At 36.4% G+C, this 21,921-nt stretch carries 24 protein-coding genes and 1 other RNA gene; 14 read left to right on the forward strand and 11 right to left on the reverse strand.

Going from position 1 to position 21,921, the window contains the following annotated elements:
* Positions 1-176: 176 nt before the first annotated feature.
* From OZZ83_RS09570 to OZZ83_RS09580, 3 genes are all read right to left on the reverse strand, one after another.
* The gene (locus OZZ83_RS09570) at positions 177-713 is read right to left on the reverse strand and encodes a VanZ family protein (RefSeq protein WP_002334803.1); all 537 of its coding nucleotides are present in this window, start codon (positions 711-713) and stop codon (positions 177-179) included.
* Between the two features lie 877 nt (positions 714-1,590).
* Positions 1,591-1,957, reverse strand: a transfer-messenger RNA (tmRNA) gene (ssrA, locus tag OZZ83_RS09575).
* A gap of 169 nt (positions 1,958-2,126) precedes the next feature.
* Complete coding sequence (locus OZZ83_RS09580) at positions 2,127-2,900, reverse strand: Cof-type HAD-IIB family hydrolase (RefSeq protein ID WP_002290402.1); 774 nt, start codon at positions 2,898-2,900, stop codon at positions 2,127-2,129.
* Positions 2,901-3,043: 143 nt separating this feature from the next.
* Here OZZ83_RS09580 and OZZ83_RS09585 point away from each other — a divergent pair, with 143 nt between their 5' ends.
* Genes OZZ83_RS09585 through OZZ83_RS09595 form a run of 3 tightly spaced genes read left to right on the forward strand, consistent with a single transcriptional unit; the run spans position 3,044 to position 5,539 of the window.
* Positions 3,044-3,394, forward strand: coding sequence for an SdpI family protein (locus OZZ83_RS09585; protein WP_002308810.1), 351 nt, complete (start codon positions 3,044-3,046; stop codon positions 3,392-3,394).
* Positions 3,375-4,091: a response regulator transcription factor gene (locus OZZ83_RS09590; protein WP_002290404.1), complete on the forward strand. Its 717-nt coding sequence runs from the start codon at positions 3,375-3,377 to the stop codon at positions 4,089-4,091. Before OZZ83_RS09585 ends, OZZ83_RS09590 begins: the two co-directional genes overlap by 20 nt.
* A complete protein-coding gene (locus OZZ83_RS09595; RefSeq protein ID WP_002313582.1) occupies positions 4,091-5,539 on the forward strand; it encodes a sensor histidine kinase in 1,449 nt (482 codons plus the stop codon). The genes OZZ83_RS09590 and OZZ83_RS09595 overlap by 1 nt, the downstream gene beginning before the upstream one ends.
* A gap of 72 nt (positions 5,540-5,611) precedes the next feature.
* On the opposite strand, the gene OZZ83_RS09600 is transcribed toward OZZ83_RS09595, so the two are convergent.
* The 3 genes from OZZ83_RS09600 to OZZ83_RS09610 all read right to left on the reverse strand — a co-directional run bounded on the left by OZZ83_RS09600 (position 5,612) and on the right by OZZ83_RS09610 (position 9,128).
* Positions 5,612-6,121: a hypothetical protein gene (locus OZZ83_RS09600; RefSeq protein ID WP_002308814.1), complete on the reverse strand. Its 510-nt coding sequence runs from the start codon at positions 6,119-6,121 to the stop codon at positions 5,612-5,614.
* Positions 6,111-6,836 (reverse strand): FtsX-like permease family protein, encoded by a 726-nt coding sequence (locus OZZ83_RS09605; protein ID WP_002316381.1) that lies wholly within the window; start codon positions 6,834-6,836, stop codon positions 6,111-6,113. The genes OZZ83_RS09600 and OZZ83_RS09605 overlap by 11 nt, the downstream gene beginning before the upstream one ends.
* Before the next feature lie 171 nt (positions 6,837-7,007).
* Positions 7,008-9,128 (reverse strand): LTA synthase family protein, encoded by a 2,121-nt coding sequence (locus OZZ83_RS09610; RefSeq protein WP_002308821.1) that lies wholly within the window; start codon positions 9,126-9,128, stop codon positions 7,008-7,010.
* 228 nt (positions 9,129-9,356) lie between these two features.
* On the opposite strand from OZZ83_RS09610, the gene OZZ83_RS09615 reads away from it, so the two are divergent.
* From OZZ83_RS09615 to ybaK, 3 genes are read left to right on the forward strand one after another with little or no spacing between them, the layout of a single operon-like run.
* Positions 9,357-10,535: a class I SAM-dependent rRNA methyltransferase gene (locus OZZ83_RS09615; RefSeq protein WP_002308823.1), complete on the forward strand. Its 1,179-nt coding sequence runs from the start codon at positions 9,357-9,359 to the stop codon at positions 10,533-10,535.
* A gap of 15 nt (positions 10,536-10,550) precedes the next feature.
* Positions 10,551-11,303: a type I 3-dehydroquinate dehydratase gene (aroD, locus tag OZZ83_RS09620; RefSeq protein ID WP_278023728.1), complete on the forward strand. Its 753-nt coding sequence runs from the start codon at positions 10,551-10,553 to the stop codon at positions 11,301-11,303.
* A 22-nt stretch (positions 11,304-11,325) separates the two neighbouring features.
* A complete protein-coding gene (gene ybaK, locus OZZ83_RS09625; protein ID WP_002290411.1) occupies positions 11,326-11,811 on the forward strand; it encodes a Cys-tRNA(Pro) deacylase in 486 nt (161 codons plus the stop codon).
* A gap of 70 nt (positions 11,812-11,881) precedes the next feature.
* On the opposite strand, the gene OZZ83_RS09630 is transcribed toward ybaK, so the two are convergent.
* Positions 11,882-13,135 carry an NAD(P)/FAD-dependent oxidoreductase gene (locus tag OZZ83_RS09630; RefSeq protein WP_002308827.1) on the reverse strand — a complete coding sequence of 418 codons (1,254 nt, stop codon included), beginning with the start codon at positions 13,133-13,135 and terminating at the stop codon, positions 11,882-11,884.
* A gap of 116 nt (positions 13,136-13,251) precedes the next feature.
* On the opposite strand from OZZ83_RS09630, the gene gdhA reads away from it, so the two are divergent.
* Complete coding sequence (gene gdhA / locus OZZ83_RS09635) at positions 13,252-14,601, forward strand: NADP-specific glutamate dehydrogenase (RefSeq protein WP_002308828.1); 1,350 nt, start codon at positions 13,252-13,254, stop codon at positions 14,599-14,601.
* Positions 14,602-14,712: 111 nt separating this feature from the next.
* Positions 14,713-16,059 (forward strand): glucose-6-phosphate isomerase, encoded by a 1,347-nt coding sequence (locus OZZ83_RS09640; RefSeq protein ID WP_278023726.1) that lies wholly within the window; start codon positions 14,713-14,715, stop codon positions 16,057-16,059.
* Positions 16,060-16,162: 103 nt separating this feature from the next.
* Here OZZ83_RS09640 and OZZ83_RS09645 read toward each other — a convergent pair whose 3' ends face one another.
* The 4 genes from OZZ83_RS09645 to OZZ83_RS09660 form a co-directional block, all read right to left on the reverse strand.
* Positions 16,163-17,386, reverse strand: a complete 1,224-nt coding sequence (locus OZZ83_RS09645) for a tyrosine-type recombinase/integrase (RefSeq protein ID WP_002320150.1) — start codon at positions 17,384-17,386, stop codon at positions 16,163-16,165.
* 156 nt (positions 17,387-17,542) lie between these two features.
* The gene (locus OZZ83_RS09650; RefSeq protein WP_002320149.1) at positions 17,543-18,211 is read right to left on the reverse strand and encodes a hypothetical protein; all 669 of its coding nucleotides are present in this window, start codon (positions 18,209-18,211) and stop codon (positions 17,543-17,545) included.
* Between the two features lie 65 nt (positions 18,212-18,276).
* A complete protein-coding gene (locus tag OZZ83_RS09655; protein WP_002334795.1) occupies positions 18,277-18,705 on the reverse strand; it encodes an ImmA/IrrE family metallo-endopeptidase in 429 nt (142 codons plus the stop codon).
* A gap of 6 nt (positions 18,706-18,711) precedes the next feature.
* Entirely contained in the window at positions 18,712-19,083 is a 372-nt protein-coding gene (locus tag OZZ83_RS09660; protein ID WP_002320147.1) for a helix-turn-helix domain-containing protein, read from the reverse strand.
* 154 nt (positions 19,084-19,237) lie between these two features.
* Between OZZ83_RS09660 and OZZ83_RS09665 the strand changes: the two genes are divergently transcribed.
* From OZZ83_RS09665 to OZZ83_RS09690, 6 genes are all read left to right on the forward strand, one after another.
* Positions 19,238-19,462 (forward strand): helix-turn-helix domain-containing protein, encoded by a 225-nt coding sequence (locus OZZ83_RS09665; RefSeq protein ID WP_002320146.1) that lies wholly within the window; start codon positions 19,238-19,240, stop codon positions 19,460-19,462.
* Positions 19,463-19,699: 237 nt separating this feature from the next.
* Positions 19,700-20,083 carry a hypothetical protein gene (locus OZZ83_RS09670; protein ID WP_229038100.1) on the forward strand — a complete coding sequence of 128 codons (384 nt, stop codon included), beginning with the start codon at positions 19,700-19,702 and terminating at the stop codon, positions 20,081-20,083.
* A gap of 1 nt (position 20,084) precedes the next feature.
* Entirely contained in the window at positions 20,085-20,222 is a 138-nt protein-coding gene (locus OZZ83_RS09675) for an XkdX family protein (protein WP_002334791.1), read from the forward strand.
* A 37-nt stretch (positions 20,223-20,259) separates the two neighbouring features.
* Positions 20,260-20,553 (forward strand): hypothetical protein, encoded by a 294-nt coding sequence (locus tag OZZ83_RS09680; protein ID WP_002308840.1) that lies wholly within the window; start codon positions 20,260-20,262, stop codon positions 20,551-20,553.
* Between the two features lie 23 nt (positions 20,554-20,576).
* Positions 20,577-20,774: a phage holin gene (locus OZZ83_RS09685; protein ID WP_002314481.1), complete on the forward strand. Its 198-nt coding sequence runs from the start codon at positions 20,577-20,579 to the stop codon at positions 20,772-20,774.
* A 10-nt stretch (positions 20,775-20,784) separates the two neighbouring features.
* The gene (locus OZZ83_RS09690; RefSeq protein ID WP_002345197.1) at positions 20,785-21,801 is read left to right on the forward strand and encodes a peptidoglycan recognition protein family protein; all 1,017 of its coding nucleotides are present in this window, start codon (positions 20,785-20,787) and stop codon (positions 21,799-21,801) included.
* Positions 21,802-21,921 lie beyond the last annotated feature (120 nt).

A 21,921-nucleotide genomic window follows, 5' to 3' on the forward strand; every position in this document is an offset into this window, starting at 1 on the left:
CTAAAGTCCTTTTAGTTGCCAAAATTTAATAACAAATAAAGTATAATGATTATAGCTTCTCTAATTTCACTTAATTTAATTGCAGACATTATCTTTAAATAACAAACATAATCATTAAAAAAGTTTTTGTCATATCCTCAAGTACTTGTTCTAGCTTCCAGTATATGTTTCTATTTTTATCTTATTTTTTTATTTAAACTAAAAGACGTAATTTCAAATGAAAATTTATTGAATAAAGATTCCATTATTATAGTGCCCACAACGAAACCAGCAGCATTTGCAATAATATCCCCTACATCAAATATTCCTAAATGAAAAACATATTGCGCTATTTCAATTAACCAGATACCCAAAACCACTATGCCTAGATGTTTTTTATTTAATGATAGTATCCAGCCTAATGGTATAAACATGATTATATTCAGCATCACGATTATCGCATCCCCATTGATAAAATCAGAAAGAAATGATAAAGGATTGGATTCTAGTCCTCTTATTCCAATGTTTTTTAAAAAGAGCAGATAAATTAATACTAAAAAATAAAGAATATAAAATCCAATGATTACTTCCTTATAAATTTTCTTTGTAAAAAAACTTAGTAAAAAAATATAGAGAAAAAAAGTAATAATTATTATTTGGATAAATGGAATCCAAAAATCAACATCTCCACTAGGAGGAAAAATAGAGAGTGAGTAAAAATAAAGATATTTCATGTAAAACCACCTGGAAAACAAAAACGATAAACATAGTAATGAAACATTTAAAAATAACAATTTTATTTTAATTTTTATGCTATTAATAGTAGAATTCTCCTTTCAATTTGTTACTATTATTATAAAAAAAACATAAAGGAGCTATACTATGAAAAATATATGTAAAAAACTATCGCTCGCATTTTTAATACTAAGTTTTTTTTCTGCAACAATTGTAAACGATACCACCATTATGACATATAGTGGGACTGGTATTTGGTCATGGAGATCTGTCAACAGTTGGTCTACTTCAACTACACGTTCGTATACTGTTAGGCATAATCAAACTAGACGGAGTGCTGGAGCATCTACTATGTTGAATGTTGCTATTGCACGGCAGAATCTGATAGGCTCAACTATAGTTTCTTCTAGGAATTTTTCTGGAACTAGCAACGGTACTTTCACAAGTTCATTAACTTCTGGCACGTATTTTCTTCGATTTGAAAGTAATGAGCGGGCCAAAACATTTGACATAAATGGAAGTGTCACGTATTAATAATATTCTATCTCCTTAAAAAAATTCTATAAATGACCAGTAAAAGTACAATTGGCCGTTCATTTTACTGGTTATTTCTAATGTTTTCTAAATAGATACTCATTATTTATGGTAATTTTTGATTGGTATTTTTTTATAGGAACTAATAAAGTTAAAACGGATAAATATATAAAGAAAATTATTGAAGGAAAGACTGTTGACGAAGAAAAACTAAGTGTGACAATATAAGCGAAATTTTAATTGTTAAATAAAAAGCAAAAAATTCAAATTTTTTTAAGCCAAAATAAAAAAACGTTGATTCATCAACGTTTTTCACAGTATCTATTAGTCTCAACCATACATATATGGAGACGGCGGGAGTCGAACCCGCGTCCAAACACATCGCCACTTAAAAATCTACGTTCATAGTCAACTCATTTGAGGCTTCGCTTTACAGCTTGCCGAGTGACAGGCATTCTGTATCGCTAGTCTGATACTCTCTTTTTCAACTTACAGACGGAAAGTTGAAACGTATCCCACTAAAGTTAGGACCCTTACTCGAGCACATGGGCGATGCCGAGAGGATCTACGCTAACTGTTTTTAGGCAGCTAAAGCGTAAGAGTTGTTTTCGTTTTTAGCAGTTATATTTAACTGTAACGTTTTTACGTAGACGTAACCTACGAAACGCAATTCAAGCTCGACTGTGCCTGTCGAATCCGTAACGTCCCCGTTAGCTAACAAGGGTTACGTGTATTTTTCATACAAAATCAGTATAGCACATCTTGGGATAAATTCAATAAAAAAGCGGATGATACCCCAGTATTTATATAAAACTGGCCCTTTCTTAAGAAAAAATAAGTGATTTTTTTAGAAAGGGTCCAGTTTCGAAAAAATATCCTTAAATCAGATCAAAATGCTTCAATGCGTGGACAATCCCGCCTTCTGTATTTTTCTTTGTGATGAAAGTAGAAAGCTCTTTTAATCCATCATAGGCATTGCCCATAGCGATTTTGTTGTCGCAAGCTTCCAACAAGGCAAAATCATTCGGACCATCACCAAATCCAAAAGTAGGAACTTCTTCTAATTGAAGTTCTTTTTTCAGTCGTTTGACACCTGCGCCTTTTGAGATTCCTTTCTTCACTGTATCAATCGAGTAAGGACCATTCCGATAAAAAGTTAGCTCAGGAAAATGTTCATGATAGTATTCGTCACCTGATTGAGATAAGATAAGTAACATATTTACTGTATTGTCTTTAAAGCCTAGAGGATCTATTTCCGGCACATCTGAATGGATAAAGTCATAAGCATCGATCATTGTTTGGCTATGACCGGTACACCAGATTTTCTGGTCGTTATAGTAAGAAAGTTCGTGCCCATTCAACTGTACATGATCATACATTTTTTGACATTCTTCTGAAGAAAATGTTTGAGAGTAGATTTCTTCACCGTTTACTCGAATGAAAGAACCGTTCATGGTGACCGCAGAAGTAATGCCCGCGTCTTCCATAATCGAGTGGATTTCTGCTTCTGTACGTCCTGTGGCGATGACGGGAAGAACGTTGTTTTCTTTTAATGCGTTCATAGCTTTTGCCACTTCGGGTGTGATTTTTGACTTCGCATCTAGTAATGTTCCATCAAGATCAAAGAAAGTGATTGCACGATAATTTGACACAAATAAAACTCCTTTTTTATTGGAATAAGTTTATCTTAACAAAGAATGAACAAAAGACAAACCTTTCGTGAAGAATTCCTGAACATATTGGTTCAGTCAACAATATAGAGTATACTATAAGAAGAGAATTTAGGAGGGAAAGAATGATTTTTTTCAGTATTGGTATCTTATTCTTAATAATTGGCAGTCTTTTTCGGATTCTGCCCTCAAAAGGAAACCTGCCTTTTTATGGGTACCATTCGCCTCTTGCCGCAAAAACAGACGCTCATTGGCGACTAGCACAAAAGACAAGCGGGAACTGGTTTTTCCTTATGGGCTTACTGATGACATTGATCGGTTATTATTTAAAGATATCTGGACATACGAATTATTTTTTGATCGAAATGCTATTATTGGTATTTCCAATTATGCCCATTTTTATTATGACAGAAAAAAAATTACAGAGATATGACCTGGAAACTGGAGGGAACGATAATGAATATTTTAATGATTGAAGATAATCAATCTGTTTCTGAAATGATGCAGATGTTTTTCTTAAATGAAGGTTGGGAAGCAACCTTCAAGTATGATGGAAAAGAAGGGCTTGACGCCTTTTTAGAAAACCCCCAACATTGGGACATGATTACATTGGACTTGAATTTGCCTACAATGGACGGCATGCTAGTAGGAAGAGAGATCCGCAAAGTTTCAAGCACAGTGCCGATTATCATGCTGACAGCTAGAGATTCTGAAAGTGATCAGGTGATCGGCTTGGAGATGGGGGCAGATGATTATGTGACAAAACCTTTCAGTCCGCTGACGCTTATTGCTCGAATGAAAGCTTTACATCGCCGTAGCGAGTTGGCAGAAGCAAGAGAAGAAGCAGCGGTTTCAGATGACCATTTTGATATTGAGACCAGTCATTTCAAGATGAATACGAAAACACGAGAAGCATATCTGGACAATCGGCCCATCGAAGGCTTGACGCCTAAAGAATTCGATCTATTGTTTACTTTAGCAAAAAAACCACGACAAGTATTTTCTCGGGAACAGTTGCTTGAACTAGTCTGGGATTACCAGTATTTTGGTGATGAACGGACAGTAGATGCTCATATCAAGAAATTGCGTCAAAAAATTGAAAAGGTCGGACCACAAGTTATCCAAACTGTTTGGGGAGTCGGCTACAAATTTGATGATTCTGGTGTTGCCTAATGCGTTATTTGTATCAGCAACTCTTAGCTTTTTGCGGAATGGTCGCGTTGATCTTATTGATCGTCGGAGTTTCTTTTACGCAACTGACAAAACAGACGATTGAAGAAAACAATTATCAGCAACTGTTTGGATACGCTGAATCAGTTGAAAAGACAACGCAAACCTATGCCGATACACTTCCGCAGTTTAGTCAAGATCAGGCATTTCAAAATGCATTGCTGCTGACGGAGCAAGTACTGACAGAACAAAATGTGAATTTTATATTCATCGACAAAAATGAACGTGTCATTTATCCGACCAATACAGCATTGCTGAACTTTACCTTAACAACGGATCAATGGAAAAATCTGAGGAGTGGGCGTCAAGAGAAATTCACATCGAATAAAAACATTTTAGGGCAAGCGCAGGCGACCTCTTACGCACTTGTACCATTCAATTTGAATCATGAATTCTATGGAGCACTTGTAGTCAGTCAACCTGCGCGAAATATCGATAACAGTGTTCGTCCAATTACACTGAACCTGTTCAAAGGTTTCATTTTTTCCAGTATTGTGGCGGTCATTGCCAGTTATGCTTTTGCAGCATTCCAAGTCAAGCGGATCAATCGTTTAAGGAATGCGACGAAAGAAGTGACGAATGGCAATTTTGATGTACAGCTTCCCGTACATGATAAAGATGAATTTGATGAGTTAGCAGATGATTTCAATAAAATGACGAATTCACTGAAAGAATCTCAAGCAGAAATCGAAGAACAAGAAAATCGTCGAAGACAATTCATGGCAGATGCTTCCCATGAGATGAGAACACCTCTTACGACAATCAACGGTCTTCTGGAAGGGTTGGAATACAATGCAATCCCTGAGAATCAGCGAGAAAATGCGATTAAATTGATGAAGAATGAAACAGAGCGTCTGATCCGTTTAGTGAATGAAAATTTGGATTATGAAAAAATCCGTACGAATCAAATCAGTATGGTCATAAAAAAATTCAATGGTACAGAAACATTGAGGAATATTGTTGCCCAGTTAGAAGCTAAAGCAGAGGCAGCAGGGGATACGTTGATACTGAAAGCTGATGATGATATCGATGTTTACGCTGATTATGACCGTTTTGTCCAAATAATGGTCAATATTATTCAAAACGCGATACAATTTACCGAAAACGGCCAAATCATGGTCACCCTGGAAAAAGGTTATCTTGAAACGATCATCACGATCGAAGATACGGGAATTGGAATGTCTGAACAACAAATGAAAAGTATCTGGGATCGCTATTATAAAGTAGATCCTTCAAGAAAAAATACAAAATATGGTGAATCAGGATTAGGTTTACCAATCGTGCAACAGCTTGTTCGCCTGCATAAAGGAAAATTAGAAGTAGAAAGCGAACTGGGAAAAGGAACGAAATTCACTGTTCGTTTGCCTGACGTAGAAATCAAAGAAGAGTAAAAAAACAAGTGATATAAAAGATCATGAATCGATCTTCTATATCGCTTGTTTTCTTATAATAAAATGACTGATTTAACCCGCAGGCTCTAAACGATCAATGTAAGGACTTTGAGCAATAGTAGCGTCATGCGTAAAGAGTAAAATACCTTGATTTTCTTCATGAGCTAAATAAGAAAGCAAGTGGAGCAGTTCTTGGATCTCCAATATACTAAGTTCATCAAAGGTGTCTTCAATAACAATATTGTTTCGTTTGGAAAGCAACGCATGAAGCAATTGAAGCTTTACTTTCTCAAAAGGCGTAAGCTCAGTCGCCGCACAATTAAGTAATGAAGAAGAGATATCAAGTTTTTCTTGATAGGCTAAACGATCTTGTTTGATTCCCTTTTCTGGTAAATCTAACAGTACATGGTCTTTGAGCTTTAGGTAAGGAAACATTGGCCAATCTTTTTGAACGATGGCGAAATTTTCCAGATTAGCAACTAGAACTTCTTTTTTTAAGTGCTCTAATATCTTATCCTGTTTTTCGAGGGGACACAAGATAACGGTCAAATGGTCAGCGTTAATCAAATATTCAGGTTTCATTACGTTTAGGCCTCCTGCTTTGCAAGTGATGGATAAAAAAAGTGAATGGGAATAGGCTGAGAATCAGACAGCACCCGCTAAGTCCAACAAGTGTTTGGGCAAAGCCTCTAAGAATATCTGTGAAAAACAGATCATTTTGAAAATCAATAGTAAAGAAAGTCTGCTGATCCATCGGAATCGTAAGTCCGCTTACTGAAGTCAAGATATCACGGATATCTGGCAGCTCAGCAGTCTTTAAGACAAGAAAATTGATCCTTTGAAGCAGTGTTTCATAAACCGACTGGAAGCTGACGATCCACAATAAAACCAAGATACAACAAAGAAAGAGAGGAAAGAACAGCTGCCAAAAAATAAAAAGGAACAGTTTGGCTTTAGAAAGACCAGTCAGGCGCCAATTCATCAATTCTTGCTGGTTTTGCCTGAGTGAATAGTAAAAGAAAAAGATAAAAAAGAAGGCAAACAGAAAAAATAAACTGAATATGCCTTTTAGATAAAATCGGCTAGCTAATTCTAAAGCCGGAAGAAGAGCCGTAGATGCAGAAGCACCGATAAATGAAAGCCGATCTTGGACTTGATTCGCTAAAGCCGATTGCAAATGGTAAAGAGTCAGGCATGCTATCAATAAAAAAGCAGAAAAGCTTGAAAATAAACAATAGAGTATTGTCTGCTTTTTGTAATAAATTAATCGAGCAGTAGCATAGCGGATCATTTTCATACTTTTCACCTCTATAAAAAGTATAAAAAATGAATATGAATAAAGTATGAAATTCCTTTAGTAAAATCACGAATTAAAACCAAAACCAGGAAACCTCTTGCAAAAAGCAAGAGGTTTTGAAAAAAGAGCTGCGACAAGATATTTGTCACAGCTCCTTTCAGATTTGTTTTGTCATTCGGAAGAACTTGTGGTCGTTCCGTGAAGTTCTTGATACGTTTGAGTTTTATAAAGATCAACAGTTGATTGTCCGTTGTGTTGACTAAAGACACTAGTTGATTTGTCACCTAGAGATTTTTCAGCTTCTTTTAATTTCTCTAAGCCATTCTTGTAGTCATAATCACTGGTATCAATTGGGTCTAATCCACTATTCGTATAGAACCGAAGAAGATCACCGTTATTGATTTGATCAGAAACAGCTAACTGTTTATCAACTTTTTCTTTGAGTGAATCAATTTCATTTTGTACTTCCTCAGTAGGTTCAGTAATGGCCTCACCAGTTTCGTTACTGTAGATGGTACCACCGTAGTAAGTATATTTTGGAGTAACAAAATCGCCATCACGGAAAGAAACAAGCTGTTCATGATCTTTCGAGAATAGATCTTGTCCTAACTGAATATAATTTTTTGTATCTACACCTAGTAAATGGAGCAGCGTAGGCAAAGCATCAACTTGGCCGCCATAAGTGTGATTGATCCCGCCTTGTGTTTGTCCAGGAATATGAATCATATAAGGGACACGCTGCATTTGTGCATTGTCATAATTAGTCCAAGTAGAACTCGTTTTTCCAACTAGTTCAGCTAGATTTTTATTTCTAGAATTCGAGACACCATAATGGTCACCGTAAAGAACGATAACTGAATTATCATACAAGCCGCTTTCTTTCAAATAGTTGAAGAATTCTTGTACGGCAGTGTCTAAATAATTAGCTGTCGCGAAGTAACCGTTAATCGTTTCATCGTTTGTATTGGCTAACGGGAATCCAGCTTCGTCATTGGTGAATTTCGAATAAGGATAATGGTTAGATACAGCAATGAATTTTGAATAAAATGGTTGTTGCAGACGTTCCAAGTATTGTACAGATTGTTGGAAAAATGGTTTATCATGCAAACCGTATTGGAACGAATTGTCATCATTAACGTCATAATAAGAAGAATCGAAGAAATAATCATATCCTAAATTCTTATAGGTCTCGTTTCGATTCCAGAATGTGCCGGCGTTCCCATGGAACACTGCACTTGTGTAGCCTTCTGTTTGACTTAAAATATCAGGTGCAGCTTGGAAAGTATTTTTTCCGCCTAATTGTGTGAACAAGGAGCCTTGATTCAAGCCAAACAATGAATTTTCCATCAGCGTTTCCGCATCACTTGTTTTTCCTGCTTTTACTTGATGGAAAAAGTTGTCAAAACTGAACGTGCTATTGCTGTGATAAAGACTATTGATGAAAGGTGTAACTTCATGTTGGACACCATTCTCATCTGTCAATTTATAATCGATCAAGAATTGTTGGAAGCTTTCTAAATGGATATAAATCACATTTTTTCCTTTAGCAAGTCCAAACAAATCATCATTTGGTGCTGCGTAATGTTCTTTTACATAATTTTCTACTTCTTTCATATCATTGGGGCTTGCTTCTGCCCGCACTTGGTTTGTCTGGTAAGTTTGAACGCCGTCGTAAACCATGAAAGCATTCAAGCCAAGATATTTGACCAAATAATCCCGAGAGAATGTACGAGTCAATAATTCTGGACGATCAGCTTCCGCCATAAAAAGATTTCCTGAGAAAATCATAACGGCTAATGTAGAGATTGCAAAAGCCATTCTTGCTCGAATCGGACGAGGGTCCAACTTGATTTTTTTGGCGATCAGTAGGACAGTCAAGATAATGAAATCGATCCAATAGATCACGTCATATGGGCGAAACAGTCGAATGGCACTTTCTCCCAGACCACTTGCTACTTTCCCAGCACCTAAAATCGTGTTGATCGTAATGAAGTCCGTGAATTCTCGATAATAAGTGACATTCGAAAAAACAAGCAACGTCAAAAGAAAATAAATGACCATTATCGTGATATAAGCAACTCTAGGGCGTCTGATATAAAGAGCAATTCCAAGTAATAACAGTGTAGTTGCAATAGGATTGATAAATAAGATAAAGTATTGAATGCCACTTTCAATTCCGAGATGGAAATCAACCAAATAGGCAAAAATCGTTTTCAACCAAAGTAAAACGACTAGTAAAGAAAAAAATCCGAGCCTCTTATTCAAAAAGGCAGGTGTTTTTATATATTTCAAGATAATCTTCCTTTCTGCACTTCTTAATCACAGAAGTGCCATGAAACCATGTTACACAGCTCACTTATTCTCATTTATTTTACTAGTATGACAATATAGTGTCAATTGAAACCAGAACTTTGTGCTGTTTCATTAAGGTTTTCTTTAAGCTTGATGAAAAAGAAGCAGTAAGACAAGACCTATGTTTTTTGTTATACTTGAGAAGAGAAAGCTAAAGCAGGTGAAGGAATGAAAGTACAAGTAAAAAAAAGAGCAAGCAGTCGATTGAAAAAAGGCTATCCATTGATCCAAAAAGAAGACCTTGCACATCCTCAAAAAGAAACCACGCAATGGGTGGAATTAGTTGATCCGCAAAATCAATTTATCGCAAAAGGATATTTAGGAAAGCAGAATAAAGGGATCGGTTGGGTACTGAGCCAGCAGGATATCCCATTTGATCAATCATTTTTTGAAGAACTTTTTGTGAAGTCAAAAGAAAAAAGAACTTTCTTTTTTTCAGATGATTCTACTACCGCTTTTCGTATATTCAATGGAGAAGGAGACGGAATCGGCGGTCTGATTATTGATTATTATGCAGGTTATGCTGTTTTTTCTTGGTATAACGAGACGTTATATACACATCGTGAATTATTGATTCAAGCTTTTCGTGAAATCTATCCGGAAATCATCGGTGGATATGAGAAAATTCGTTTTGAATCAGTGAATCTGCCTGAGAGCCAGTTCATTTACGGAAAAGAGGCACCGGAGCCCTTGATCGTAAAAGAAAACGGAATAAAATTTGCCGTTTATTTAAATGAAGGATTAATGACTGGTATCTTTCTAGACCAAAAAGAAGTACGGGGATCATTGGCAGAAGGTTTCGCTTCTGGGAAAACAGTTTTGAACATGTTTAGTTATACCGGCGCCTTTTCTGTTGCTGCCGCAATGGGAGGGGCAATCGAAACGACAAGTGTCGATCTAGCAAAACGCAGTTTGAAAAAAACACAAGAACAGTTTGAAGTGAATGGCCTGGATGTCGATCAGCAAAAAATCATTGTTATGGACGTATTCGAGTATTTCAAATACGCAAAAAGAAAACAATTTTTATATGACATGATTGTGTTGGATCCACCAAGTTTTGCCAGAAACAAGAAAAAAGTCTTTCGCGTAGCAAAAGATTATGGGGAACTGGTCAAGGATAGTCTGGATATTTTAGCAGAAAATGGGATACTTATTGCGTCTACAAATGCTGCAAATGTCTCGATCGAACAATTCCAAACAATGATCGAAGAGGAATTCCATGCCAAGAATGTTTCTTTTGAACAACTTGCTTTATATCGTTTGCCAAAAGATTTCCAGACGACGGATACCTTTTTAGAAGGTAATTATCTGAAAGTGTTTGTTTATCAAATTAAAAATAACCATTAGAAGGAGCGATGCAGAGTGGTTCGGATAAAGGGATTGAATATAGGAAGCGGTAGACCAAAGATTTGTGCGCCTCTTATCGGAGCCGTCCGAGAGGAAGTATTACGTGAAGCAGTTCTTGCACGTGAAGCAGGGGCCGACTTAGTAGAATGGCGAGTCGATCATTATCGTAAGGTTTTTTCTTTTGATGAAGTTGCAGAAACATTGGTTCTTATCCATGAGATGCTTGATGGACTGCCGTTATTATTTACGTTTCGTACCTTAGCTGAAGGCGGAGAACAAGACATTTCGATCCGTCAGTATCGCGACCTCTATGAACATGTGATACACACAGGATTAGTAGATATGGTCGATATCGAGTTGTTCAAAGTAGAAAGTCTAGGAAAAGGACTGATAGAGGAAATCAAGTCTTTAAACATTCCTTTAATTATCAGTAGTCATGATTTTAAAGAAACACCAGCTGACCCTGTCTTGCTTTACCGACTGAATGTCATGGAACATTTTGGCGCTGATATCGGAAAGTTGGCAGTGACTCCCAATAATGAACGAGATGTTTTGCGGTTGATGGAGTTGACTAGACGGGCAAATGGTTTTGTCTCCATGCCTATCATTACGATGTCTATGGGCGATCTGGGAAAAATTTCTCGTCTGGCTGGCGGAACGACAGGATCCGTCATGACGTTTGGTTCCTTAAGCAATGCTTCTGCTCCAGGACAATTACCGGTCAAAGCATTGAAGCAAATTATCCAATTATTAAATGAACCGTTGTAGAACAAGTTTGAGGTGATATTTTTTGGCAAAGAAAAAAATAGTAAAAACGAATGCGATCCGTATGGTCGAACAAAAAAAGATTCCCTATACAGAACACGAATATGAATGGGACGAAAACCACCTAAGTGCGTCCTCTGTCGCAGAACAGCTCCCAGAGAGCCAATCTCGTATATTTAAAACACTGGTTGCTGTGGGCAATGTGACGGGGCCTCTTGTTGCTGTGATACCAGGAGAAGCCGAATTGAATCTAAAAAAATTAGCAAAAGTTTCAGGGAATAAAAAAGTAGAAATGCTTCATTTGAAAGATTTGGAAGCAACGACCGGATACATACGTGGTGGCTGCTCGCCTATAGGAATGAAAAAACTGTTTCCTACTTATTTAGATCAAATCGCAGAAAACTATGATCAAATCATTGTATCAGCTGGCAGAAGAGGGCTACAGATGGAATTAGCTCCTCAAGATATCTGTGCATTAACGAGCGGACAATTTGCAGATATAAAACAATAAATCATACGTATAAAAGAAAGAAGGAGGCCGGGATGTTGTTTGCCCAGTCTCCTTCTTTCTTTTTTATACATTATGCTCTTTGCCCAGCATTCCTTCCTGCTACATGTCCTGTAGCGAAAGCCGCTGTGATATTAAAGCCACCAGTATAACCATTGACATCCAGTAATTCTCCGGCAAAATACAGACCATCAATGATTTTACTCTCCAACGTTTTAGGATGAATTTCCTTTAGAGAAACCCCTCCGCCAGTTACAAATGATTTCTCAATAGGAAAAGTCTTGTTGATTGATAGCTTAAACTCTTTGCATAATTGAACGAAATCTTGAATTTGTTTTTGAGAGGCTTGTTGTCCTGTTAGGCTATCCATTTCAAGCCGCTCAAGAAAGAAAACCAACAATCGCTCAGGTAATAGACCATGCCAAGCATTTACTAAGTTCTTTTTGGTGGCTTTACTTTTTTCTGTCAATAAATGAATAAGCTCTTGTTTGGTTTGTGTAGGAAAACAATCCAGAGAAAGTGTCACTGGTTCTCCCGTTTTCTCTAATTCTTTATTGACGAAACTTGAACAACGCAGTGCAGCCGGACCAGAAATACCGAAATGGGTGAAAAGTAAATCCATCGTATGTTCAGTCAATACACGGCCTTTTTTATTTAGAACACGTAAAGTGATGTCCTGTAAAGAAAGCCCTTGAAGTGTTTTCTCCTGAATATACGGTTCATCCGATATCAAGGGGGACTCTGTCGCATACAGAGGCGTCACCGTGTGACCCACTCGCTTCACGATCTTGTACCCATCTCCAGTAGAACCAGTAGAGGGATAAGTCCGCCCACCAGTTGTTAAGATAACGGCAGGAGCATGGAACTCTTCGAATTCCGTGCGTATACCGTAAATTTTATGTTCTTTGTGGATCAATTTCTCTACTCGAGTAGAGAATAGGATCGTCACATCTAGTTCTTTCAGACGATTAAGTAATGCTTCGATAATCGTTTTTGATTTATTTGTCACAGGAAACATCCGTCCATGATCCTCTTCTTTTAAATGTACGCCTTGTGATTCAAAGAAGTTCATGATATCGAAATTATTCCATTGCGCAAATGTACTATATAAAAAATTTCCATTTCCAGGAATATGTGCGATTAAATCATCAACAGGACGATTATTCGTAACGTTGCACCGACCACCACCTGTCATCAGTAGTTTTTTTCCTGCTTTTTTGTTTTTTTCGATCAAAAGTACGCGTGCGCCTTGTTCAGCTGCACTGATCGCTGCCATCATCCCGCTTGTTCCAGCGCCGACTACGATCACATCATACAGTTTTTCCATTCCCTCACCTCAAGGAAAGTGTAGCATATTTGAAGAAAGAAAACAGAAAAAAATGTTTTGAGCCAAAAGAGAAAATGAGCTAAAATGAGGGAAGATAAGCAAAGGAGCGTGGAACGATGACAAACGCAACAGAATATGTTCAAGCAATTCAAGAAAAGCTACATCAAAAGGATCAAGGACAAGAAGAATTTTTGCAAGCAATCGATGAATTCATGCCCACAGTGATGTCTTTTTTGGACACTCATCCCGAATATATCGAAAAGAATATTTTAGAACTTTTAACAGAACCAGAAAGAATTATTCAATTTCGAGTACCTTGGCAAGATGATAAAGGAAACTGGCGAGTAAATAGAGGCTACCGTATCCAATACAATTCAGCTATCGGCCCTTATAAAGGTGGATTACGCTTTCATCCCAGTGTCAACCTAAGTATCTTGAAATTTTTGGCTTTTGAACAGATTTTCAAGAATAGTTTAACTGGTCTGCCAATCGGCGGAGGAAAAGGTGGGAGTGATTTCGATCCTAAAGGGAAATCTGATAATGAAATCATGCGTTTTTGTCAAAGTTTCATGTTGGAATTGTCAAAACATATTGGGCCATCAATTGATGTTCCTGCAGGAGATATCGGTGTAGGAGCTAGAGAGATCGGTTATTTGTTTGGCGAATATAAACGATTGAAAAAATATGATACTGGTGTGTTGACAGGTAAACCTCTGGATTTTTGGGGAAGTAAGATACGTACAGAAGCGACTGGATATGGATTGGTCTATTATGTCAAACATCTATTGAACGAAGAAAAAGATTCATTTGATCAAAAAACAGTTTTTGTTTCCGGAAGCGGGAATGTAGCCATTTATGCAATCGAAAAAGTGCAAGAACTTGGTGGAAAAGTGGTTACATGTTCAGATTCTAGCGGGTACATCTATGATCCAGAAGGAATAGACGTGTCACTATTGAAAGAAATCAAAGAAATCAAGCGCCAACGTTTAACAGAATACGCGAACCAACGTCCTTCTGCTGTTTATCATGCTGGAGAATCTGTTTGGACATTGAAAGAAAAGGCGGATATCGCTTTGCCATGTGCCACTCAAAACGAAATAGACGAAAGCTTGGCTGAAATCTTAGTAGAAAATGGGATCAAAATCGTAGCAGAGGGCGCTAATATGCCATGTACAGTAAAAGCTGTTTCTGTTCTTCATGAAGCAGATGTGTGGTATTGTCCAGGAAAAGCTGCTAATGCTGGAGGAGTGGCAGTATCTGCTTTAGAAATGAGTCAGAACGCCCAACGATTGACTTGGGAAAGAGAACAAGTGGATGAGCAACTGGATCAAATCATGGAAAAGATTTACCATACGTGTCGCCAAACAGCTGCTGAGTATGGTGACGAAAAAAATCTGCTTCTTGGAGCAAATGTTGCTGGATTTGAAAAAGTTGCCAAAGCAATGGCAGCAGAAGGTTTAGTTTAAAAAATGAAACTTTCTTGGAAATATTGTCAGCATTTTGTTTATTTGCTTGAAAAATAATAAAAAAAAACGTAAAGTATTACCTGTAGAGTAAACCTATAAGGAGGAGAACAAATGGCACACATTCATTTTGACTATTCAAAAGTAGCACCGTTTGTCAATGAACATGAGTTAGGGTACATGCAAAGCCAAGTAACAGCAGCCCACAACGAATTACGGGAAGGAACTGGCGCAGGAAGCGACTTCCGCGGTTGGATCGATTTACCAACGAACTATGACAAAGAAGAATTTGCACGTATCAAAGAAGCAGCTAAAAAAATCCAATCTGATTCTGAAGTATTAGTTGTTATCGGTATCGGTGGTTCTTATTTAGGCGCTCGTGCAGCAATCGACTTCTTGAATCACACATTCTTCAATCTATTAGATAGCGACACACGCAAAGCACCACAAATCTTCTTTGCCGGAAATTCAATCAGCTCAACATATATCGCTGATTTGATCGAAGTAATCGGTGATCGCGACTTTTCAGTAAACGTTATTTCAAAATCTGGAACAACTACTGAACCAGCGATTGCTTTCCGTGTATTCAAAGAGCTTCTTGTTAAGAAATACGGACAAGAAGAAGCAAACAAACGTATCTACGCTACAACAGATAAAGCAAAAGGTGCAGTTAAAGTAGAAGCAGATGCAGAAGGTTGGGAAACTTTCGTGATTCCTGATGATATCGGCGGACGTTTCTCTGTATTGACTGCTGTTGGTTTGTTACCAATCGCTGTTAGTGGAGCAGATATCGACGCATTGATGCAAGGAGCTGCTGATGCAAGCAAAGCTTATTCAAGCGACAAACTAGAAGAAAACGAAGCTTACCAATACGCAGCAATGCGCAACATTCTTTACCGTAAAGGCAAAGTAACTGAGTTATTGATCAATTATGAACCAGGAATGCAATACTTCTCAGAATGGTGGAAGCAATTGTATGGCGAATCTGAAGGAAAAGACCAAAAAGGCATCTATCCTTCAAGCGCAAACTTCTCAACTGATTTGCACTCTTTAGGACAATTCATCCAAGAAGGACGCCGCAACATTTTTGAAACAGTTGTGAAAGTTGAAAAACCTCGTAAATCAATCACGATTCCTGAACAAGCAGAAGACTTAGACGGTCTAGGCTACTTGCAAGGAAAAGAAGTGGACTTCGTAAATACAAAAGCATTTGAAGGAACATTGCTTGCTCATACAGACGGTGACGTACCTAACTTGCTAGTCAAAATTCCAGAAATGGATGCTTACACATTGGGTTACACAATGTACTTCTTTGAAATTGCTGTAGGTATTTCAGGTTACTTGAATGGCATCAACCCATTCGACCAACCAGGTGTAGAAGCTTACAAGAAAAACATGTTCGCACTTCTAGGCAAACCAGGCTTTGAAGACCTTGCTAGAGAATTGAACGAACGCCTGTAAGATAAGGGTTTTTCGCTAGATTTAAATAATCAGTGATAGAAACATGTTCGCTTCTAAATAAAATTAGTGATAGTTTTAGTGATAGTGAACTTAAAAAAAGCACTCAATTTGAGTGCTTTTTTATTTGCTCTTCTATATAGTTTTCTAGTTGATTCATTGATCTTTTTTTCACTTCGGGAGAAATATGGGCATAGACTTGTGTAGTAGAAACATCTTTATGACCTAAAAAATCTTTGATATCTTCTAAAGGTATTCCTGCTTGTCTCGTTCTAGCTGCAAAAGTATGTCTACCATCATGCACAGTTATGTGGGGGAGACTGGCACGTTTTTCAATTCTATGAGAAGCACCGTTAACGGTTCGATCTCTTATTGGAATACCTTTATTTTTACCGTAAGTATTTATAAAAATAAATGCTTCGTGGTCATCTGTTTCAGGTAAAAAACCAAATTCTTTTATTACTTGATTTCTTAAAGTCAATAAGGCTTTCTTTACTCGTTTTGTCATAGGCAATGATCGTGTACCAGATGGGGTTTTTGTGTCATCTGTAATAATCAAACCTTTGTTAGGTCCTTTTTCAGCAGCCCCAAGTCGTTCACGATTAATATTAAGTGTATTCTGAGAAAAATCAATATCAGCCCATTGAAGCCCTAAAGCTTCTGATTTTCGCAATCCTTGATCAAATATAATAAGAAAAAAGGGATACCATATAAATGATTTTTCTTTTTTGGCAAATTCGAGAAATAGTTCAGATTGATCAAAAGTATAATATTTAACTTTCTTTTTATCAGATGGATTTCTTGGAAACTCAACAAAACTAGTAGGGTTATTCTTTATATATCCTAACTGAATAGCTTTTTTGAAAGCATTGCTAAGAGTGGCGTTAATACTTTTGGCTGTTGTTACTGAGAGACCTTCCTTAGTTCTCCCCAAACCCTTTTTAGTAAGTAACTGATTGATGAATCTTTGATGATCAGCTCTAGTATATTTATCTAGTTTATATTTTCCAATATATGGATTGATGTACATTTTTATATTTGCTCTGTGAACAATTCTTGTTCCTTCTTTAACATTCATTTTATAGTTATTAATCCAATCGTCCATAAACTTTTCTATAGTCAAATTTTTAGGGTTTTTTTGTGTATATTCTTCCGAAGCTATTTCGCCTTCGACAATTTTTGCGAATCTTTCTGCTTCTTCATGACTTTTAAACCCTTTTTTATGAATCTTTTTCTGTAGCTTAGTACCAGGATCAATTCCATTTGATATATAGACTTCATAACGATATTCTTTTGATTTTTTTAAATAGTACTTTTTAATGGAAGCCATTAAAACCAATCCTTTCGTATTTCATTCCTAATAATAAGAATATTTTAGGGGAGGTATGTTATTTGAACGAATATTTAGAAAATCGTCGTATTAGCAGAGTTTTTATACGAACTTATGTTCTTTTGCGTTTAAAAAGAAAAGCCCGAAGGCCAGTCTTTATTGTAAATTTAAGTTAATATCATATGTGTGATACGAGTTTTCATCATCATAATTATCAGTTTCATAGCTAGAATCAATCTTCAATCGAAGAGATTTGATTGAAGATGCAACAGGAAGTTTTGATAAAGGATAGATGCCCCAACCATCTTTTTTTGTTCCTTTCATGAAGTCACCATCCCATGAATCATAATTAAAGACTCCGCCATCATCAACTTGCTCACCATAGTCAGTTACAATTGTGGCTTGATTAGGGTATATAGATACATCTTGTTGTGTATTATCTATGTTGTAATGCACGGCTACAAAACCATTGTATTGATTATCTGAATAGTCTTTGATATCAGTAGTTTTCACAACTGAGACCCGATCGATATTTAGGTTAACACCCGCCCAAGAATTATCATTAAAATTGGTTGAATAATCTTGTTTACCTTGTACTTCTATGGATTCTCCATCAGGTACATTATCAGCTATTTTTCCGAAATCTGAATCATTTGATAGAAGATTAGTCTTTTTTTCCACAGAGCTACTGAATTCAAGAGAAACCATTGTAGAGCTCGCAGTGGTTGTTTCTTTAGGCGTATCAGAATTTGAATTACTATTTCCACATGCTCCTAGTACAATACTAGAGAACAGAATTAATCCTAACCCAACTATTTTTTTCATTTCTTCCTCCATAACAATAAAAATATATTTACTCCCACTTAAAGGCAGGTAGTGATAGTCGCCAATTAAATTAAAAATCTATATGAATTTTTAGGAAGTCCATACAAATTTGTTAAATCTTCAATTTTTCTAGGGTATTGATCATTATCTTCTTTATAAAGAGAAATAATAAGATTGGCGGCAAAGCAATTCGCTTCGCTTTCTGATTTGCTTCTGGAGGATCGAGTAGAGACATAATAACTAGATAAACCTTGATGAAAAATTGCGTGACCTAGTTCGTGAGCACAAATATAGAACCGTTCTTCAGAATACTTTAGTTCGTGATTTAGAAGAATAACCGAACGCCCTAACAGTTCTTGAAATTGTCCCTTTGGATTATTCAAAAAAGGAACATACCTAATCTGAATATCCATTTTTTCGCAAATAGTAAAGGGATTAGCTGAATTATATTTTTGCTTCAGTTTGCCAACTAGACTAATTACGTCCATCTTCATAGAAAATCACTTCTCTTTACTTTTGTCTTCTTTTCTAAATTCCCAAAATAGACCTGTCAAAACATCTTTTACCCGTTGTTTCTCTTCATCTGTTAATGTTTCACCACCATAAGCCATGTTAACGTTGGAATCGAGCATTTTATCTAATTCAATTAAATCATTTTCATCGGCCCATTTTGGCGTTTTATTTCTTCCTAATAAATAATCAGTAGTAACATCAAAAATATTAGCTAAAGATTGAAGAATAGAAAAGTCAGGCTCTCTCTTTCCACTTTCATAGGCTGTATAAGCAGGGCGAGTAATTCCTAACTTATCAGCAACTTCTTGTTGCGTCATTTTCTTTGAAAGCCTCAATTCTTTGATTTTTTCTGGAAACATTTCGACACCCACTTTCTATATAAATGGTAACACGCTGTTACGTATAAATGAATCTAAAAACAAGTAACTCTTTGTTACTTTTTGCATTGGCAAGTAACTATGTGTTACTTATAATGTATTTGTAACGAAATGACACTTAAATAGGAGGTATATGATGAGGAAATGGCTAATTGAAAAAAGAGAGCAACAAAATCTAACTCAAGAAAAAGTAGCTAAAAGATCAGGAATTCAGCGTTCTTATTATAGTATGATTGAGAGTGGCAAGAGAAGTCCTAGTCCATTTGTAGCTATGAAAATTGCCACTGTTTTATCATTTGATTGGACTATTTTTTTTAATCAACAAAGTAACAAAGTGACACATGGAGAGGTGATCAAATGAAAAAGAACGATAAGGATTTTCTTGAAGGTAAATTTTGTACGATTGTTTTGCCAATATTACTTTCTATTATTGTTTCAATTGTCTACAAATTATTAGTTAACTAAGAAAGGAGTGCTTTTCATGTCACGACAAGAAAAAATAAACATCGTACTTGATGCAAGGCCGAGACTAGTTCACATCATCAAATGTGCCACAGATGATCAACTTGGGGAATATGTCGGAAAAGTGTTAGATGATATGGTTATGACTGTCCCGTTTACTGATGTCCCACCATTAGAAGGAATTCGTTCAGATGGGGAGCCTTTAACAATTAATGATCAATTATTTGATCCGCAAGAAAACCGATGGATTGTTTTGACGAATGTATTGGATCACAATAAGCTAAATAATCTTGAAGCAGTGTACGAGGCACTGGAAAACGAGAACGGCAATCTAAAACAGCTCAATGCCAAACTCATGCTAAATGATGTAGCAATTAAACAGGAAAACACTGCATTAAAAGAAAAAGCTGATAGTTTAGCACAAATCAATTCAAAAATGATGCTTGCTTCGATTCAAAACAGCAAGGATATTGCAGAAATTAAAGAGCAATTAAATCCAGCTTCAAAGGGAGGTGAGTAGTATGTTTAGTTTTAGCGATGTGAAAATGATGTATGATTGGGGCTGTTTTACTGACGATCAAGTTCTACAGTTCGTTCCGCTATGCATTACAGACGAAGAAGCAGAAAAAATTATTAACAATGAAGAGAGTGCATCTTAATTGATGTGCTTTTAGTTTTGATACAAGGAGTTGCAATATGATTAATTTAGGGGAATGGGGAGCGATAGCAGGATCAATAACCGCTATCGTTTCTTTGATTTTATTAGTAATTAGACCGATTGTTGCATCATTTACAAAAATTACGAAAACACTATCACAAGTGAGTTACAACTTGGAACTATTAACAAAAGATTTAGAATCGAGCAAATCAGATCGATTGATGATTCATGAAGAACTAAAGAAACACGATGAAAGATTAGATACACATGCAGAAAAATTGGTAGAACACACACAACAAATTAAAACTTTATTTAGGGAAACATCTCGATAAAAATAGAAAGAAGATGAATAAAGATGATCTTACCTGATAAATATTATCAAATCATTAAGTGGGCGGTACTTACGGTACTTCCGGCTACATCTGTATTAGTTGCAACACTAGGCAAAGCATATGGATGGAATGGAACAGATATGACAGTTCTGACTATCAATGCAGTAGCGACGTTTTTAGGTGTTATCACTGGTGTGTCTGCATATAACTTAAAAAAATAGGAGGAAAAAAATGAAGAAGAAAATCATTTTATCATTGAGCCTAATAATGGCTCTTTTTTTATTGCCAATTAATGGGTTTGCCTATACGATTAACAATGAATTTAATTTAGGTGTAAATGAAGGTAGCTCTCAAGTAGCGAATAATCAGTATATTTTACTGCATGAAACACCTAACGAAACAGCAACAGGACGCAATGAAGCACAGTATATGCAACGTTCATGGACTAGTGCTTACACTGCTTACATTGTGGGAGACGGCGGAATTGTTTACCAAGTTGGACAACTTGGTTATGTGCAGTATGGCGCTGGTTCATATGCTAATGCAAATAGTCCTGTGCAAATCGAGTTACAACACACACATGATAAAGAAACTTTTGAAAAGAACTATAAAGTATACGTTGAATTGGCAAGAGATTCAGCAATGAAATATGGTATTCCATTAACATTAGACACTCCTTATAACCAACCAGGAATCAAATCGCATTTATGGGTAACACAAAATATTTGGGGCGATCATACAGATCCTTACGGTTATCTTTCTGAAATGGGTGTAAGTAAAGAAAAACTAGCCTATGATTTGGCTCATGGTTTTACGGATGATAATCCAACTACTTCGGAGGATAAACCAGTAATTGATCCAACTCGAGCAGGTGCTGCAAATTCTACGCTGACAGATGGAACAAATTACGCCCACATTGATCAGTTCGGAGAAATCGAAAACGCAAACTTGCATGTAGCTGGATGTCACATTGCTAATTATAAATACGAGTATATTTTCATTATGGACTACAATACTGGAAAAGAACTAGCTAGAGTAAGAGCTGATGGGATTTATAGACCAGACGTAAATCAAGCTTATAATACTTTAGGAAATGTTGGCTATCATGTATCTTTCAATATGCGTGATTTCCCTAATAAAAAAGTATATGTCATGATGCGTGCGACAAACGATCCAGAAGGAAATACTAAGGGTGGAGCACAAGATTTTCATGATAAGCGTTGGTATTTAAATATTCCACAACGATAAAAAATTCCCCCCTCTTTGAGGGGCGGTACATAAAAATTTATTATTTAGATTCTATAAACATGTGCAACTTATCTAACAACAAAGTATATATTCTACAGAAGTAAACAAATAGCTTATATT

The organism is Enterococcus sp. E5-162 (assembly GCF_035725965.1).
GTDB classification, from domain to species: Bacteria; Bacillota; Bacilli; order Lactobacillales; family Enterococcaceae; genus Enterococcus_B; species Enterococcus_B lactis.

Coding starts and splice junctions, on each gene's coding strand:
- OZZ83_RS09570 (WP_002334803.1), bottom strand. CDS start 713: ATGAAATATCTTTATTTTTACTCACTCTCTATTTTTCCTCCTAGTGGA.
- OZZ83_RS09585 (WP_002308810.1), top strand. CDS start 3,044: ATGATTTTTTTCAGTATTGGTATCTTATTCTTAATAATTGGCAGTCTT.
- OZZ83_RS09590 (WP_002290404.1), top strand. CDS start 3,375: ATGAATATTTTAATGATTGAAGATAATCAATCTGTTTCTGAAATGATG.
- OZZ83_RS09595 (WP_002313582.1), top strand. CDS start 4,091: ATGCGTTATTTGTATCAGCAACTCTTAGCTTTTTGCGGAATGGTCGCG.
- OZZ83_RS09600 (WP_002308814.1), bottom strand. CDS start 6,121: ATGAAACCTGAATATTTGATTAACGCTGACCATTTGACCGTTATCTTG.
- OZZ83_RS09605 (WP_002316381.1), bottom strand. CDS start 6,836: ATGAAAATGATCCGCTATGCTACTGCTCGATTAATTTATTACAAAAAG.
- OZZ83_RS09615 (WP_002308823.1), top strand. CDS start 9,357: ATGAAAGTACAAGTAAAAAAAAGAGCAAGCAGTCGATTGAAAAAAGGC.
- OZZ83_RS09630 (WP_002308827.1), bottom strand. CDS start 13,135: ATGGAAAAACTGTATGATGTGATCGTAGTCGGCGCTGGAACAAGCGGG.
- gdhA (WP_002308828.1), top strand. CDS start 13,252: ATGACAAACGCAACAGAATATGTTCAAGCAATTCAAGAAAAGCTACAT.
- OZZ83_RS09640 (WP_278023726.1), top strand. CDS start 14,713: ATGGCACACATTCATTTTGACTATTCAAAAGTAGCACCGTTTGTCAAT.
- OZZ83_RS09645 (WP_002320150.1), bottom strand. CDS start 17,386: ATGGCTTCCATTAAAAAGTACTATTTAAAAAAATCAAAAGAATATCGT.
- OZZ83_RS09650 (WP_002320149.1), bottom strand. CDS start 18,211: ATGAAAAAAATAGTTGGGTTAGGATTAATTCTGTTCTCTAGTATTGTA.
- OZZ83_RS09655 (WP_002334795.1), bottom strand. CDS start 18,705: ATGAAGATGGACGTAATTAGTCTAGTTGGCAAACTGAAGCAAAAATAT.
- OZZ83_RS09660 (WP_002320147.1), bottom strand. CDS start 19,083: ATGTTTCCAGAAAAAATCAAAGAATTGAGGCTTTCAAAGAAAATGACG.
- OZZ83_RS09665 (WP_002320146.1), top strand. CDS start 19,238: ATGAGGAAATGGCTAATTGAAAAAAGAGAGCAACAAAATCTAACTCAA.
- OZZ83_RS09670 (WP_229038100.1), top strand. CDS start 19,700: ATGGTTATGACTGTCCCGTTTACTGATGTCCCACCATTAGAAGGAATT.
- OZZ83_RS09675 (WP_002334791.1), top strand. CDS start 20,085: ATGTTTAGTTTTAGCGATGTGAAAATGATGTATGATTGGGGCTGTTTT.
- OZZ83_RS09680 (WP_002308840.1), top strand. CDS start 20,260: ATGATTAATTTAGGGGAATGGGGAGCGATAGCAGGATCAATAACCGCT.
- OZZ83_RS09685 (WP_002314481.1), top strand. CDS start 20,577: ATGATCTTACCTGATAAATATTATCAAATCATTAAGTGGGCGGTACTT.
- OZZ83_RS09690 (WP_002345197.1), top strand. CDS start 20,785: ATGAAGAAGAAAATCATTTTATCATTGAGCCTAATAATGGCTCTTTTT.